Annotated in this window: 17 protein-coding genes; 13 read left to right on the top strand and 4 right to left on the bottom strand. The window is 63.2% G+C overall.

Annotation, left to right across the window (positions count from 1 at the left end; genetic code table 11):
• Positions 1-45 precede the first annotated feature (45 nt).
• The 5 genes from GVV77_RS09665 to GVV77_RS09645 all read left to right on the top strand — a co-directional run bounded on the left by GVV77_RS09665 (position 46) and on the right by GVV77_RS09645 (position 4,825).
• A complete protein-coding gene (locus GVV77_RS09665; RefSeq protein WP_246199739.1) occupies positions 46-1,005 on the top strand; it encodes an N-acetylmuramic acid 6-phosphate etherase in 960 nt (319 codons plus the stop codon).
• Positions 1,006-1,019: 14 nt separating this feature from the next.
• On the top strand, positions 1,020-2,327 hold the full coding sequence (locus tag GVV77_RS09660) for an ABC transporter substrate-binding protein (protein WP_159617915.1): 1,308 nt from the start codon (positions 1,020-1,022) through the stop codon (positions 2,325-2,327).
• A gap of 56 nt (positions 2,328-2,383) precedes the next feature.
• The gene (locus GVV77_RS09655; RefSeq protein WP_159617914.1) at positions 2,384-3,271 is read left to right on the top strand and encodes a carbohydrate ABC transporter permease; all 888 of its coding nucleotides are present in this window, start codon (positions 2,384-2,386) and stop codon (positions 3,269-3,271) included.
• Entirely contained in the window at positions 3,268-4,155 is an 888-nt protein-coding gene (locus GVV77_RS09650) for a carbohydrate ABC transporter permease (RefSeq protein ID WP_246199738.1), read from the top strand. Before GVV77_RS09655 ends, GVV77_RS09650 begins: the two co-directional genes overlap by 4 nt.
• A 160-nt stretch (positions 4,156-4,315) precedes the next feature.
• Complete coding sequence (locus tag GVV77_RS09645; RefSeq protein ID WP_159617913.1) at positions 4,316-4,825, top strand: MarR family winged helix-turn-helix transcriptional regulator; 510 nt, start codon at positions 4,316-4,318, stop codon at positions 4,823-4,825.
• A 79-nt stretch (positions 4,826-4,904) separates the two neighbouring features.
• Here the strand turns inward: GVV77_RS09645 and GVV77_RS09640 are convergent, their stop codons facing one another.
• Together GVV77_RS09640 and GVV77_RS09635 are read right to left on the bottom strand one after the other, a co-directional pair.
• The gene (locus GVV77_RS09640) at positions 4,905-5,855 is read right to left on the bottom strand and encodes an NmrA/HSCARG family protein (RefSeq protein ID WP_159617912.1); all 951 of its coding nucleotides are present in this window, start codon (positions 5,853-5,855) and stop codon (positions 4,905-4,907) included.
• A 612-nt stretch (positions 5,856-6,467) separates the two neighbouring features.
• Entirely contained in the window at positions 6,468-7,340 is an 873-nt protein-coding gene (locus tag GVV77_RS09635) for an enoyl-CoA hydratase/isomerase family protein (protein WP_201291405.1), read from the bottom strand.
• 119 nt (positions 7,341-7,459) lie between these two features.
• On the opposite strand from GVV77_RS09635, the gene GVV77_RS09630 reads away from it, so the two are divergent.
• From GVV77_RS09630 to GVV77_RS09620, 3 genes are all read left to right on the top strand, one after another.
• Entirely contained in the window at positions 7,460-7,855 is a 396-nt protein-coding gene (locus GVV77_RS09630; protein ID WP_159617911.1) for a winged helix-turn-helix transcriptional regulator, read from the top strand.
• A gap of 475 nt (positions 7,856-8,330) precedes the next feature.
• Positions 8,331-9,308, top strand: coding sequence for an ABC transporter ATP-binding protein (locus GVV77_RS09625; RefSeq protein WP_159617910.1), 978 nt, complete (start codon positions 8,331-8,333; stop codon positions 9,306-9,308).
• Positions 9,305-10,186, top strand: coding sequence for an ABC transporter permease (locus GVV77_RS09620; RefSeq protein ID WP_159617909.1), 882 nt, complete (start codon positions 9,305-9,307; stop codon positions 10,184-10,186). The genes GVV77_RS09625 and GVV77_RS09620 overlap by 4 nt, the downstream gene beginning before the upstream one ends.
• A 394-nt stretch (positions 10,187-10,580) precedes the next feature.
• On the opposite strand, the gene GVV77_RS18125 is transcribed toward GVV77_RS09620, so the two are convergent.
• Complete coding sequence (locus GVV77_RS18125) at positions 10,581-10,772, bottom strand: nuclear transport factor 2 family protein (protein ID WP_201293206.1); 192 nt, start codon at positions 10,770-10,772, stop codon at positions 10,581-10,583.
• Positions 10,773-10,781: 9 nt separating this feature from the next.
• Here GVV77_RS18125 and GVV77_RS18120 point away from each other — a divergent pair, with 9 nt between their 5' ends.
• Entirely contained in the window at positions 10,782-11,138 is a 357-nt protein-coding gene (locus GVV77_RS18120) for a hypothetical protein (RefSeq protein WP_201293205.1), read from the top strand.
• Positions 11,139-11,225: 87 nt separating this feature from the next.
• On the opposite strand, the gene GVV77_RS09605 is transcribed toward GVV77_RS18120, so the two are convergent.
• Positions 11,226-11,756: a CGNR zinc finger domain-containing protein gene (locus tag GVV77_RS09605; RefSeq protein WP_159617907.1), complete on the bottom strand. Its 531-nt coding sequence runs from the start codon at positions 11,754-11,756 to the stop codon at positions 11,226-11,228.
• Positions 11,757-11,845: 89 nt separating this feature from the next.
• Between GVV77_RS09605 and GVV77_RS09600 the strand changes: the two genes are divergently transcribed.
• The 4 genes from GVV77_RS09600 to GVV77_RS09585 form a co-directional block, all read left to right on the top strand.
• Entirely contained in the window at positions 11,846-12,706 is an 861-nt protein-coding gene (locus GVV77_RS09600; RefSeq protein WP_159617906.1) for an alpha/beta fold hydrolase, read from the top strand.
• Positions 12,707-13,064: 358 nt separating this feature from the next.
• A complete protein-coding gene (locus tag GVV77_RS09595) occupies positions 13,065-13,613 on the top strand; it encodes a small multidrug efflux protein (RefSeq protein ID WP_159617905.1) in 549 nt (182 codons plus the stop codon).
• A 46-nt stretch (positions 13,614-13,659) separates the two neighbouring features.
• A complete protein-coding gene (locus tag GVV77_RS09590) occupies positions 13,660-14,340 on the top strand; it encodes an NAD(P)H-binding protein (protein ID WP_159617904.1) in 681 nt (226 codons plus the stop codon).
• Between the two features lie 106 nt (positions 14,341-14,446).
• Positions 14,447-14,606, top strand: a 160-nt coding sequence (locus GVV77_RS09585) for a MerR family DNA-binding transcriptional regulator (protein ID WP_159617903.1), incomplete at its 3' end; no start/stop codon positions are given.

Genomic DNA, 14,606 nt, shown 5'->3' with positions numbered 1-14,606 from the left:
GGCGATCACCGAGCAGGGCTTCATGCACTCGAAACGGAGAATCTTGTGAACCATCAGTCCATCGCAGACTCACGGCCAGGTGGGGCCTGGCTGGAGATCAGCACCGAGCGCAGAAACCCGGCGACCGTGGATCTCGACACTCGTTCCACGATCGCTATTCTCGAGGCGATGAATAACGAGGACGCAGTTGTCCCCGGCGCTGTCCGCGCCGTTCTGCCGCCACTCTCCCAACTCGTCGACCGCGCGGTCGAGGCAGTTCAAGGCGGACGCCGGGTGCACTACTTCGGCGCCGGCACCTCAGGGCGGCTCGGCGTACTGGATGCCGCAGAACTGTTGCCGACATTCAACCTTGAAGAAGGTGTGGTGGTCGCCCATCACGCCGGCGGCGACGCGGCCCTCGTCAGGGCCCTGGAAAACGTCGAAGATTCTTGGGAATCGGGGGCCTCCGATGCGGCTGATGTCGCTCCGGGCGATGTCTGTGTCGGTATTGCGGCCTCCGGCCGGACCCCGTACGTCGGCGGGGCACTTGAAACGGCCCGCCGACGAGGTGCTTCCACCGCCCTCATCACCTGTGCCCGGGAGCCGGAGCTTGGCTCCTTGGCGGACTTTGTCCTCATCGCCGACACCGGGGCCGAAATCCTCGCGGGTTCCACCAGGTTGAAAGCGGGCAGTGCGCAGAAACTGATCCTCAATGGTTTCTCCACGGCCCTGATGATCCGGCTCGGGAAGACCTGGTCGAATCTCATGGTCTCGATGGTTGCGACCAACGAGAAGCTCCGGGCGCGGACCGTTCGCATCCTGATGGAAGCGACCGGGCAGGAGGAGGACCTGTGCAGGTCCTCCCTCGAACTCAGTGACGGCGACCTCCGCGTCGCCCTGCTCTGCATGTTCAATGACGTATCACCTGAGGACGCACGCGCCGCGCTCGCCTCTACCCGCGGCAGCGTTCGTGCCGCGACAGAGTTCCTGAACACTCAGGGCTCCAACTCCACCACCACAGCATGAGGAGTAACTGGACAATGAATATCCGATCCAAGGTAGCGGTAACGGCCCTGGCACTCACCCTGTTGCCGCTGAGCGCGTGTGCACCCGGTTCCGGCTCCACCCCGGAGTCCGCAGACGGGGCGGCAGCCGCCGACTGCGCCAGCCCCGAGACGTTGAGCGTGTGGTCCTGGCGCCCTGAGGACGCCGAGGCCTACGCGAAGATTTTCGACGTGTATGAAGAAAAGAACCCCTGCGTGCAGGTGGACTTCCAGGCTTTCAAGAGCACGGAGTACAACCAGATCCTCTCCACCGGCCTGACCGGGTCCGACGGACCCGATGTCGCGCAGCTTCGAGCGTACGGCCAGCTGCAGCCGCTGATCGCGGGAGGGAACCTCACGGATCTCTCGGGCAACGTTCCGGGTCTCGAGGAATTCGATCCGACGGTCCTCGAAGGTGCGAAAGGCAAAGAGGACGGCAAGGTCTACGGCGTGCCGTTCGCGACCCAGGTGATGCAGGTCTTCTACAACAAAGCCATCTTCAAAGAACAAGGCATCGAGGTCCCCGAGACATGGGACGACTTCATGGCTGCGAATGACAAACTGCAGAAGGCCGGTATCACCCCGCTCTCCGTCGGCGGCAAGGACGCCTGGATGATGCCGTTCATCCAGGACATTTTCGGTTCGGCCCACTACGGCGGCGAATCCTTCCGGCAGGACGTCCAGGAGGGCACCAAGGACTTCACCGACGCCACGTATGTCGAATCCATCCAGACACTCAAGGACCTTCAGGGCTACATGCCCCAAGACGTGGTCGGCGTGAGCTACGCCGACTCCCAGATTCTCTTCGTCAACGAGCAGGCCGCCATGTTCCCCGGCGGGTCGTTCGAGCTGGGCTTCTTCCAGAAGCAGAACCCCGATCTCGACCTCGGCGTCTTCCAGGTCCCGGTGAAGGAAGGATCTGTTCTGGACACTCCTGTCTCGCCGGCCTATGCCGATGGCAGCTGGGGCATCAACGCGGCGTCGGACAAGCAGGAGGCATCGTTGGAGCTGGTCCAGTGGATGGCGTCCCGGGAATTCGGTCAGCTGGTCGCTGACGAGTTGAAGCAGTTCTCCCCCGTCCCCGGGGTCACCTTCGACGATCCGGTGATGAGCGACATCTGGAGCCTTTACCAGGAAAACCCGGCCCCCTACCTCATGCTGGTCGACTTCCGGTATGGCCAGCCGCTCGGCACGGAGCTGATGGGGACCGGCGTGCAGGAACTGTTCCTCGGTGACAAGGAGGCCAAGGAAGTCGGCGGCGATATTCAAGAGGGAGTGTCGCAGTGGTTCACCCCGAGCAGCTAATCTCCGGGCGCCCGCAGGTGAAGCGCCGAAGGAGGTCCAGTGCCAGGCTCTCCCCGATGACGACGGCACTGTTCCTCCTGCCGGCGGTCCTCCTGTTCTCGGTGTTCGTGCTGTATCCGATGCTGACCGCGTTCAGTTATTCGTTCTTCAGCTGGCAGGGCACCACGAGGGCAGGATGGGCCTGGTTCGCGAACTTCACTACCCTGTTCACCGAGGCTCCGTTCAAGACGGACCTGCCGCGGGCACTCGGCCACAACCTGTTGCTGTTCGCCGGAGCGATGGTGTTCCAGAACACCATCGGCCTCACCATCGCGTCCTTCCTCTACCGGAGGAAGCGGTTCAAGAAGCTCTTCCAGACGCTGTACACCCTCCCCTATCTGGTCAGCCCCCTGGTGATCGGCTACCTGTGGTCGCTCCTGCTTTCACCGCTGTTCGGTCCGATCAACGAACTCCTGCGCCTCGTCGGGTTGGACAGCCTGGCCCAGCCCTGGCTCGGCCAACCGTCTACCGCTCTGTGGGCGATCGTCCTAGTCACGGCATGGCAGTGGCTCGGCTTTCCGATCCTCCTGTACGGGGCTGCCCTGGGCGGCATCCCCGAGGAGCTGAATGAGGCGGCGTCACTCGACGGAGCCTCAGGGTGGCAGCAGTTCCGCACCATCACCCTGCCGCTGCTCACATCCTCCATCGGCATCGTCACCATCCTGACCTTTATCGGTGCGATGGAAGCCTTGGCGCTGCCGTATGCGATGGGAGGGTCATCCGGTTCGCCGGCCGGCGCAACGGATGTCCTCTCGCTCATCTTCTACCGGACGGCGTTTGAATCGGGCGCGACGAACGGCATCGGCCTGTCCTCAGCCCTTGCAACCCTGCTCTTCCTGTTCATCTTCGGCATCGCGATGGTGTTCACCACCATGATCCGACGCAAGGAAAGGACTCTGTCGTGAGCGCTCCAGCAATCAGCCGTACACCACCGGCACAGCACGAGGCACCCCCTGCCCGCGTTCCGAGGAAGCGGAGTGCCTCTGCTGCGGCGACCTCGTTGTTCCTCTGGGGATACGCGGCGATCGCAGTGCTCCCCCTGCTGGTCATGGTGGTCAACTCACTGCGCACCACGCGGGAGATGGCCGCTGATCCGCTGGGGCTGCCAGCAGATCCCAACTTCGCCAGCTATTCCAAAGCCTGGGTGCAGGCGTCGTTTGGCACCTTCTTCACGAACTCACTTCTGGTTACGGTCTCCTCGGTGGTGCTCTCGACGACCGTCTCACTGCTGGCCGCGTACGCCCTGGCCCGGAGCCGTTCCCGCATCACCAGCGTGATCGAGGCGGTATTCCTCTCCGGTCTGATGCTTCCGGTCTATCTGGCGATCCTGCCCGTCTTCTACCTTCTTGACGGCATGGGACTCGTGGACAGCAAGATCGGCCTGATCCTCGTCTACGCGGCCCTGAGCGTCCCGTTCTCCGTGTTCGTACTTACCAGCTTCTTCCGCCAACTACCTGAAGAGCTCGAGGAGGCGGCCCGTATCGACGGCGCAGGAAGCATCAGAATGTTCTGGAACATCATGCTGCCGCTGGTGCGCCCGGCGATCGCCACGGTGATCGTTTTCCGCTTCGTCCCCATCTGGAACGACTTCTTTTACCCCCTGGTGCTCCTGCGCTCGAGGGAGAACTACACGCTCCCCGTGGGCCTGACGACCTTCTTCGGCGAATACCAGACCGACTGGCCCACCCTCTTCGCCGGCCTGGTCATCGCCACGCTCCCGCTCGTCATCCTCTTTCTGGTTGCCACCCGACAGATCGTGGCCGGGCTGACAGCGGGCATGAGCAAGTAAAGGGCTCGCGCACCAGGCCAACCCGGACCCATCACGCAAAGACAGGAGCCCTGCACACCCACTGCAGGGCTCCTGTCTTTGCCATGTGAAGTGACACCCGGGAGGATCGACCCGGTCTCAAGACGGCCACCACGTCGACCCAGGCAATAGGATTCTTGACATGTCAGAAGTATCTTCAGATCGCGCACTCGATGGCCCAGCCGCTGCGAGCGGACGTCGCTCACCGACGGCGAATGAACTGCGTGCTTGGCGCGCGTTCATTGAGACATCGGAGGCCGCAAAGCAGTCGGTCGCCCTGCGCCTTCAGGCGGAGTCGGGTCTGTCGACAGGTGATTACGCGGTCATGGTCGCGCTGTACGACCAGCCCGAGCACAGCATGCGTTCGTCACAGCTTGCTGAAGCCATCAGCTGGGAAAGAAGCCGACTCTCTCATCATCTCGCCCGCATGGAGCGGCGCGGCCTCGTCAGTAGGCATGCCGCCGCCGGTGATAAACGTGGGGCCGAGATTCGGTTGACGGCAGAGGGTGCGCATTCCTATAGAAGGGCGTCGTCCCCGCACCTCCACGCAATACGCGACATATTCGCCGCCCCCCTTAGTGCTGTGCAGTTGAACGTCCTCGAAGACGCGATGCGCAGCCTCGCAGCGCATCTTGAGTCACTGAGGAGCTAGGAACTCCCAGCACCGTGAGGGGGGGGGCATCACCCATCCTGGGTGATCCCCCCCACTCGTCGCTGTCTGCGCCAGCTGGTTATGCCACCTTCAGCGCCTGCGCGTTTTCGGCCGCCCAGGTGCGGAAGTCGTTCAGGCCAGGAACGAACCGGCGAAGCCATTCTAGTTCCCGGGCGCCGGTAAACTCGGTATCGAAGTCCCCGTAGTACTGGAACATGTTGCCCATTTCCTCCGCGCCGGGGAAGCCGAACCCTCGGAACGTGTCGTAGGGCACCGATTGGAAACGAACGGGCTCGCCGAGGGCATCGCCGAGCTGGCTGGCGTACTCGGCGCCGGTGAGGTGATCCCCTGCGAGGCTGAGGGTCTTCCCGATGTACTCCCCGCCGGCGGCGAAGATGGAGAACACAGTGCGCCCGATGTCCGCAACGTCAACCCCGGAGAGAAGCCGGCCTTCCTCGAAGGGAAGCGACAGCGTCAGGACCCCATCGTCTCCCCGGCGGGGAGCCAGGGCCTCGATGAAGTTCTGGAAGTAGAAGGTTGTGTTCAGGTACGTTGTCGGCACTCCGGCGTCGGCGAAAAGAGCGTTGCCCTCGCCCTTGGCATCGAAGTGCGGCACGTTGTAGTGATCCTGCAGCACCGGCATGCGCGGGTCATCGAGGGGAAGCAAGCTGCGGGTGTCCTCGAGGGTTGACCAGACGACATGCGCCACATCGGCCGCTGCCGCTGCACGGGCGAGGACGGCGGTCTCGTCAAGCTCCCGGCGGGCGGAACCATGCGCCCAGAAGTTCGTTACCAGGAACGCCCCGTATGAGCCCGTGAGCGCTGCAACGACGCTCCCCTCATCCTCGAAGTCCGCGCGGACAACATCCGCGCCAAGTTGGCGCAGGGCCTCGGCCGATGCAGAACCGGTGTCACGGGTCAGGGCACGAACCGCGAAGCGCTTCTGCGGATCGGCCAGAAGAGCGCGGACGACGCCACCGCCCTGAGACCCGGTCGCTCCGGCCACTGCAATGATTTTCTGCTCACTCATGATTTGCTACCCATCACTAGATTGTTGATGTGCTGACCCAACTGCTAACTACTTGACGCGTCAACCACAACGGTGGGCGTTCTATTCCGAACCCTCATCGCCCATCCCAGGATCGCCACAACAAGCCTGGTCGGCCACGCTGGTGGAGAAGACGAGGCCTCGCAGCCCATACTCCTCTCCGATGCTCCACGCTCTCAGGGATGGCGTTCGGGCCTGTACTTGTCCCTTCGGAGTCGCGGAAGTGTGGAGCGTGGGATGGAGGGTGCAGGTTTCAGCCGGGGCCGGAAGGGTCATTCAGTATGGTGACGCATCGACTAGTACGGTGTAACTATGAAGACTTCGACTGGACGTACAAACTCCCTTTTCCTGGTGCTTCTTCTTGGTGTGCTCACAGTTTTGTCCTGGCTTTTCATAAAGGAGCCATCCGGCACAGTGTTGACCGCCATCTTCGGGTCAACCTTCATAGTTTGCGCCGGCATCCTCGTCCTGAAACATCACAGAAGGTCGACCCGCTCGGGAAGTTGAGGTCGGCGGAGGACGAACAGATCGCTGGATTCGGGGGATGAAAGGATGGTGCTGGACAGGGTCAATGGAATGGGCTTCAACGACTACTCAGTCACGAGGCTTTGAATCTTTGCTCATCTGTCGGAGAAGGCCCTCGAGATCACGTTCCCCTTCGATTGTCTGGGCGCCGCGCTGGAGGCTGTCGCCAATGAGGTGCCGGGCTGCTGGAAGCCCGAACAAGGTACCCCATTCTGTTTCTTCCTGCTGGTAGCCCGTGAGCGGTGTGATGGGGGTGAATATCCGCTTGGCTGCGGCGAGTACGCCGTCCGGCAGAGCGGCGATATTGTGGGCGAGCCGGTCTACGAACGCATCAAGATCATTGGCAGGGATAGCGCGGTTGATCCACCCATAGGAGGCAGCGACATCCGCCTCGACAGCATCTCCGGTCAGAACGAGCTCCAGGGCGCGGTTCCGGCCGACTCGTTCAAGGAGGTACTGGGTGCCGCCTCCTGAGGGGATGATTCCCATCAGTGCTTCGATCTGCCCGATGCGGGCCGTTTCGCGGGCTGCGAAAGTCATGTCGGCTGCGGCGATGAATTCGGCACCGCCTCCACGGGCGATGCCCCTTAGCTTGACCACCGTGACCTGTGGTTGCTGTCGGAGGAGCTCACCGACAGCCTGAAAGACGTTGACTCCCTCCGGCGCCTCTGAGGCAAGCTGCCCCAGGATGTCCATCTGATCGCCGATGTTCATGTCGACGTGCGCGATGAAAAACTCCGGGTTCGCGCTGTCGAAGACAATCACCGCGACCGAGTCATCCTGCCGAAGTGCCAGCATCAGATCCCGGAGTTCACTCATCATGACAACGCTGAGCGCGTTCACGGGCGGGTTGTTCAGGGTGACGGACAAGACTCGACCGTCCTGCTCTGTCTGGAAAGTCTCGAACTCGGTGGCGTCCACCGACAGCCTCGATTCGCTCACGTGTTTCTCCTAGGTATTCGATAGGCATCTCGGTTTACAATGCATACCTAGTCTTGGAGTTTGTTCGAGGCTCGTCAAGAAGGCACTTTAGGCATCCTAGGGATACAGGAACACACCGAATGCAGCGGTTCAGCAACATCGTGGACACAACCACGGAGGTCTTCAGCCCTGACTGTGAGAGTCGCCCCATCCTCGATCAGATAGCCAACAAGTGGTCGATGATGTGCATGGCGGTACTCGACGAACCCAGGAGATACAACGAGATCAAGCGACGGCTCGGAGGCGTCACGCAGCGCGTGCTGACGCAGACGCTCCGCAAGTTGGAGCGTGACGGTCTCATCGAACGACGGGTGCTGCCGACCTCACCCGTGGGCGTCGAATATGCCATCACCCCGCTCGGTGAATCGCTGCGGGAACCATTCGGGCATCTCTACGACTGGACTGTGACCAACGCCCCGTCGATCCGCCGCAATCAGATCGCCTATGACCAGCGCAAAGAACTCGGTGGAACCTGATTCGTCCGCCGGAAGGCCCACCCGAAACCGGTCGATCCGCCGCACGGGTCCCGCTTATCGAGTAGCTCGCCGTCGCCCACCACAATGCCGCAGGGGCGGGCGAGTGTTTCGTGATCTACCGATACGGCGTACTAGTACGCTGTGATAGAGTGGGTCGAGATTTAGCCCCGCGTCGCCAAGGTATGCTCCAGGGCCCGGTGCAGTATCAGTGAGCACCTGGCATCGTCCCCTACTCCCGGGGTGGAACCTGCCCGTATCGGGCATTCGAATTTGACCCTGTTGTGTGAACACAGTTTCTAATACTTGGCGGGACTGAAACGCCATGATCCGTTTCGGTCTCCGCAAACTTATCGACCCAGCTGGCCCACGTCTCCGAGGAGGACGATTTGACGAACCGACCTTCATGTTGGAACACGCGGTGCTCAGATGTGCAGACAAAGACATTCACTCCTACATTGATGAGAAGGATTGGCCCATGATTGAAGCCCAGACCCTTACGAAGCGCTATGGCGCGAAGACGGCGGTGGATTCCGTGTCGTTCACCGTCCAGCCGGGGAGGGTGACCGGATTCCTGGGCCCGAACGGTGCGGGGAAGTCCACCACGATGCGCATGATCATGGGACTGGATAATCCCAGCGGTGGGCAGGTGATCGTCAACGGCCGGCCCTACGCAAAGCACAAGGCCCCGCTGCATGAGGTCGGGGCGCTGCTCGATGCCAAGGCGGTCCACACCAAGCGCTCGGCGTATAACCACCTGCGGGCGATGGCGGCCACCCATGGCATCCCGAACTCCCGGGTCAACGAGGTCATCGAGCTCACCGGGCTGGGCGCTGTCGCGAAAAAGCGCGTGGGCGGGTTCTCCCTCGGCATGGGCCAGCGCCTGGGCATCGCGGTGGCCCTGCTGGGGGATCCCCAGACGGTGATCCTTGACGAGCCCGTCAACGGCCTCGATCCCGAGGGCGTCCAGTGGGTCCGCCACCTCGCCCGGGACCTCGCCGCCGAGGGCCGGACGGTGTTCCTGTCCTCGCACCTGATGTCCGAGATGGCCCTGACGGCCGATCACCTGATCGTGATCGGGCGCGGACGGATCATCGCCGACGCCCCGATCCAGGACATCATCGACGGTCAAAGCAAGGCCCGGGTCCGGGTCCGCGCGGACCGGCCGCAGGACCTGCTGAGTCCCCTCGCCGGCGACGGCGTCAGCTCGCAGCTGCTGGAACCGGAACTGATCGAGATCACCGGCGTCGACCCGCGCCGGATCGCCGAGACCGCCCAGCGCACCGGCGTCCTGGTCTACGAACTGACCCCCCTGCAGCTGTCCCTGGAGGACGCCTACATGCAGCTGACCCAGGCCGAGGTCGAATACCAGTCCCACAGCCTCTCCCCCACCGCCCCGGCCACCACCGAGGACACCACCCAGATCACCATTCCCGTGGAAGGACGCCGACCATGAGCGCACACACAACCACATCGCCCTCACCAACCAAGAACGCCCCTCGGCCCCGGCCCGGCTCCGGCATCACCTTCACCCGGGTGCTTCGATCCGAATGGATCAAGGTCACCACGGTCCGCTCGACGGTGATCCTGATCGCCTCGACCGTTTTGGTCATGGTCGGTCTGGCTCTACTGGGCGCCTGGGGATACGCCCAGATCGCACAGACCATGAATGACGGCGGCATGCCCGCCAACTTCCAGGCGCAGGGCCCCGGCGACCCTGCCGTTGATGCGCTCACCACACCGTCGTCGGGATTGATCTTCGGGCAACTGCTCATCGCCTCCCTGGCTGTGGTCCTGATCGCCTCCGAGTGGGCTACGGGAATGATCCGCTCCACCATGGTCGCGGTCCCCGGGCGCACCCCGGCTCTGCTGGCAAAGACTGCCGTCATTGCCGCCGTCGCCTTCCTCGTCGGCCTGCTCAGCGCCCTGGTGTCCTACCTGATCGCCCAGCCCATCCTTGGAAGCCAGGACCTTGACTTCGCCCTCACCCAGGACGGCGTCCTGGCGAGCATCATCAACACCGGAACCTACCTCGCCCTCGTAGCGGTCATCTCCATCTCCCTGGGCATCCTGCTGCGCAACACCGCCGGCGGCGTGGTCACCGCCGTCGGCATCTTCTTCGTCCTGCCCGTCATCATGCAGCTCCTGTCAGGACTGGCCGCCTGGGTCACCGACGCCGCACGTTTTCTGCCCGGGGAGGCAGGCAACAAAATGGTCGCCGTCACCGCGGCCGATGACGCCCTGACCCAGCTCCAGGGCGGACTCGTCATGGGCGCCTGGGCACTGGCATTCCTCGCCGCCGCCCTCATCGTCACCAAGAAACGCGACGTCTAAGGAACCACCCGCACCCTGGCCCACGGCCGGAGCCACAAACCCTCGGTGAGGGAACCACAGAGCGAACGCTGCGGAACCCTCACCGAGCCCGCGACACCCACCCAGTGGAGGTCAAAACCACCAGGCCGCTCAATGACTGGACTGACTTCGCGAGTGCCGTGACCTTCGGCGATGGTCGCAGTGACAGTCCTGCGGAGCGTGCCGGTCAAACTTCTCACATACGGTGCAGCCGCTAGCGCGTGTCGTGCCGTCGCCTTGCCAGAGCCTTCGCGGCCAGCCCACCGGGCATGGTTACAGGAGGCGGTGCGGGCAATGCCGCATTTTCGGGCGTGGACTCCTTCGCTGCTTTCCGCTTGAGTTCCCTAAAGGCAGCCTCCGCGTCAACCGCCACCCATCAGAAGCCCTGGCCGTCCGGAGCCGCGAGGAAGACCTGCGGGTTCCAGTACTCGCGGTAGGTCGCGATCTCACCGCTGCGGAACGTCACGAAGGCCGCGTAGCGCATGGCGTAGGTGCTGCCGGTCCTCACGACCGTTCCTGCAACGCTCCACTCCATGACAACGACGTCGGGGTCGCCGGTCGTGTACATCGTCGTGGTGTGGAGCTCGTGGACGTCAGTCGTCTCGCCCTCGATGACCGACTAGCTGCCTTCGGGCACGAAGGGAAATTCGGCGACGACGTCCGCGCACAAGTCGGTCCAGGCCATCATGTCCTTCGACAGGAAGAGGCCGAGGCTGTGCGGCAAGCGCGGGGAACTGACCATGACCGCGTGGCGATGGAGATCGCAGCAGGCGGGGTGGTGGCTGCGACCCAGCGGCCGGACCACTTGAGCTACAGCGCGGTCATCCGCACCAGTGATGGCACCGTCATGCAGACCCAAGTCGGCCGTTCTTACACCTCGACCACCGGCCTCGACACCTCGAAATCGTCGAACTTCAAGACGTCCATCTGCTGAAACCTTGGCGCCCCTAGATGATTAAGTCCTATTGGAGTCAGTGGTCGTGGGACTGCTCGAACCGCCTGCCTCCATCCGGACCCGGCGTCAGTGCGCATCCGTGGCACGGCTGGTCCGCTGGCGGCTGGCATGCGCGCGGGCTTTCATACGGTTCCCACACGTGGTCATCGAGCACCACCTACCAGTCCCCGGTCGACTGCGATCGATGAAGAACAGGTTGCAGTCGCTGTTCGCGCACGCCTTGAGCCGACCCGGTGTCGACTCAGCGAAGCGGGCCCACGCCAGGGCCGCACGTGCTGCGAGTCGTTTCGGCGGATCCGCTTCCAGCCGCCACTGGATACCTGCCGGAGACGGCTCCGGCACGAGAGAGATATCGGAGAGCAACTCGGTCAGGCGCTCGGTCGCTCCTTCGGCCGCCCGGATGACGTCTTGAAGCACCTGCCTCATGAGCCGCAGCTGCTGCAGCTCGGCATCGGAACCGGTGCCGCCGAACCTCACCGCAAATTCTCCGGCTGCTCGCGCATGGAGCTCCTCGGTGATCCGGCCGCCGACGGCGGGGGCGCTGTTCAGCAGCGCCAGGAGAAGGTCTTCGTCCGGGCCCGCGCTCTGTGAAACCATCCTCACCCTTTCGCGTTGCTCACCTGCGAAGGGTGTCAACGTTTGTGCTACATTTCCACTAACCACTATAGACCTTTTAGGAGTTAGTTATGACTACAGTCCATCACCGCGTCGCCACGGTCAACGGTCTCAGCATGTTCTACCGGGAAGCCGGGCCGGTGGGTGCACCCGTGCTGCTTCTCCTGCATGGATACCCGACCAGTTCCCACATGTTCCGGCACCTCATCCCCGCCCTGGCGGACGAGTATCACGTCATCGCGCCCGACCACATCGGTTTTGGACGCTCTTCGGCGCCGTCGGTGGATGAGTTTCACTACACCTTCGACTCGCTGGCGGAAATGACGGCCGGGCTGTTGGCGGGCCTTGGCGTCACAAAGTACACCGTGTACACCCAGGACTACGGAGCGCCGATCGCATGGCGGCTCGCGTTGGCCAACCCGGGGTCGATTGAAGGTGTCATCTCCCAGAACGGCAACGCCTACGAGGAAGGCTTCGTGCCGGACTTTTGGGCTCCCATCTGGGCGTATGGCGCCGACCCGTCCCCCGCGAATGAGCTCGCCCTGCGGCCGGCGCTCGAACGGGAAGCCGTGGAATGGCAGTACAAGCACGGGGTTCCCGATGTGACCACAATTGATCCCGACGCATGGGAACATGACCTCGCCCTTCTGGACCGGCCAGGGATGGACCGGGTGCAACTGGCTCTGTTCGGTGATTATCACACGAACCGTACGCTGTACCCGGCAGTTCATCAGTGGCTGCGTGAATCGCAGGTGCCCGTCCTGGCAGTCTGGGGCAGGAACGACGAGATCTTCGGCCCGGACGGTGCCAAGGCCTTTCTCAAGGACGCCTCGCACGCCCAGGTTCAGTTGCTTGACGGAGGGCACTTCCTGCTGGAATCGAACCTCGACGAGGTCGCGCAGCTCATCCGCGACTGGCGCGCTCAATTCTAGCGACGCCGGCAGGCCTTCGGACGCCAATCGGCCCGTGGTGACAGATCACGCCGCCTGGTGCGAATCACTGAGGCGTCTCGGTTGAAGCGTGCGGCGACATGCTGTGGCGGGCTCCGCTGAGCCGTTCCACTCCCTCGTCGATCCGTCAATCTCCGCTGCGCGGGGCGAATGTAGCGCACGGGATCGCGTAGTCCGCCGCCGGCCGCCGCTCCTGTGACGTGGGTTTGGTCACATACCCTTGACCCTGTTGTTGGCACAGGGTCTTCAATGACGACATCAACACAATCAGGGCCCTCACATGAGGGCCCGACCAGGCCGGCGAGGGAACTCCCGGCCGGGAAACATCAAGGAGAATAGCATGTCTGCTTTATCTGAAGGCCTTCAGGACTTCGTGAATCAGGTCCCGGAGGTGCTGCAGCCGCTGGGTGTGGGCCTTGTCGGGATGATCCCCTATGTCGAGGGCGAGGGCTCGGCGGCCCTGGGCATCATCGCGGGAGTCAACCCGATCGTTGCAGGGATCGCCGGCGCCGTGGGCAATTTCCTCAGCGTCCTCGTGGTGGTGCTGCTGAGCTCGCGTGCCCGCCAGATGGTCGTCGCGCGGCGGGCAGGCGCCAGCGGACCCGACGGCGGCACCGTCCAGACGCTCGAGGCCCCGGGATCGGCCCCGCGGTCGGCCCGGCAGGCCAAGGGCCAAACCCGCCTGCGGGGATGGCTGACCAGGTTCGGCGTGCCGGGGGCAAGCCTGCTGGCGCCGCTGGCCCTTCCCACCCAGCTCACCGCAGCGTTCTTCATCGCCTCAGGGGTCAGCAAGCAGCGGGTGCTTGTGTGGCAGGCCATCGCCATCATCCTATGGACCGCCGCCGTCGCCGCGGCCGCGACCGGAGTCCTGGGCCTGCTCGGCTGGTAAGGCGTTCCGACGGCGACAGTCGATATCAACTTCAGGGAGTGAGCCTGTGAAAGTTTTCATTATGGGTATCAGTGGTGCCGTGGGTGGGCTCCTTGCAGAACGTCTGATCGAGAGAGGCAGTCAGGTGTCCGGACTGGTGCGCACTCAGGATCAGCAACGCCGGTTGGAAGTGCAGGGCGTCTCCACCCGTGTCGGCAACCTGGCTGACATGGATGCGGCAGCCCTGGCACCCCTCTTGAGCGGTGTTGATGCGGTTGTGTTTGCAGCGGGTTCCAATGGCGGCGCGAAGGAAGAGACGGACGCTATCGACAGGGTCGCGGTCGACAACGCTCTCGCCGCGGCAGAACGTGCCGGCGTTCGACGATTCGCGCTCGTTTCGGTATTTCCGGAAGCCTGGCGTGAACGAGACCTCAGCGACGACGAAGAATACTACTTCGCGGTCAAGAAGCTCATGGACATCAAAGTCAGCCAAAGCAGCCTTGACTGGCTGATCCTCCGGCCATCCCTCCTGCAGGACCGCCCGGGCCAGGGGACGGTCTTCCTTGGCCCCGCGGCCGTACACGAGGATATTTCGCGCGAGGATGTGGCGGAGGTTCTGACCGAACTCCTCCTTCAGCCGAAGGTGACCCGGCAGATTCTCGAAGTCACCAGCGGCCGAACGCCGATCACCGATGCAGTCCGATCGATCATCCCGAACCGGTCAACGTCGGGGGAACTCCTTCCTTGAGCGTGTGGTGGGAACATTGGGTTCAATCGATCGGAGGCTGGATGACGAACCCGCGCTGGCGCGCAACATCTAACTGCCGAAGATGATCTAGGAAGGAGGGATAAGGATGGTTTGGAGCACACGGGAAATCGCGGATCTCGCCGGGACCACCGTGAACACGGTCCGTCACTATCACCAGATCGGCCTTCTCGAGCAGCCCGACCGGATGTCCAACGGCTATAAGCAATACCAGGTCAGACACCTCGTCCGCCTCCTGAAAATCCGGC

This window comes from Arthrobacter zhaoguopingii, from assembly GCF_009828605.1.
In the GTDB taxonomy this organism is placed as follows: Bacteria; Actinomycetota; Actinomycetes; order Actinomycetales; family Micrococcaceae; genus Arthrobacter_D; species Arthrobacter_D zhaoguopingii.
Note: the sequence above shows the minus strand (reverse complement) of the source record. Positions and strands in the feature narration are given on the sequence as shown.

Excerpts from the sequence above, each read along its gene's own strand:
- GVV77_RS09620 (WP_159617909.1), top strand. The coding sequence starts at position 9,305 with ATGAGCGCACACACAACCACATCGCCCTCACCAACCAAGAACGCCCCT.
- GVV77_RS09640 (WP_159617912.1), bottom strand. The coding sequence starts at position 5,855 with ATGAGTGAGCAGAAAATCATTGCAGTGGCCGGAGCGACCGGGTCTCAG.
- GVV77_RS09645 (WP_159617913.1), top strand. The coding sequence starts at position 4,316 with ATGTCAGAAGTATCTTCAGATCGCGCACTCGATGGCCCAGCCGCTGCG.
- GVV77_RS09595 (WP_159617905.1), top strand. The coding sequence starts at position 13,065 with ATGTCTGCTTTATCTGAAGGCCTTCAGGACTTCGTGAATCAGGTCCCG.
- GVV77_RS09605 (WP_159617907.1), bottom strand. The coding sequence starts at position 11,756 with ATGGTTTCACAGAGCGCGGGCCCGGACGAAGACCTTCTCCTGGCGCTG.
- GVV77_RS09600 (WP_159617906.1), top strand. The coding sequence starts at position 11,846 with ATGACTACAGTCCATCACCGCGTCGCCACGGTCAACGGTCTCAGCATG.
- GVV77_RS09660 (WP_159617915.1), top strand. The coding sequence starts at position 1,020 with ATGAATATCCGATCCAAGGTAGCGGTAACGGCCCTGGCACTCACCCTG.
- GVV77_RS09625 (WP_159617910.1), top strand. The coding sequence starts at position 8,331 with ATGATTGAAGCCCAGACCCTTACGAAGCGCTATGGCGCGAAGACGGCG.
- GVV77_RS18125 (WP_201293206.1), bottom strand. The coding sequence starts at position 10,772 with ATGTACACGACCGGCGACCCCGACGTCGTTGTCATGGAGTGGAGCGTT.
- GVV77_RS09655 (WP_159617914.1), top strand. The coding sequence starts at position 2,384 with ATGACGACGGCACTGTTCCTCCTGCCGGCGGTCCTCCTGTTCTCGGTG.
- GVV77_RS09630 (WP_159617911.1), top strand. The coding sequence starts at position 7,460 with ATGCAGCGGTTCAGCAACATCGTGGACACAACCACGGAGGTCTTCAGC.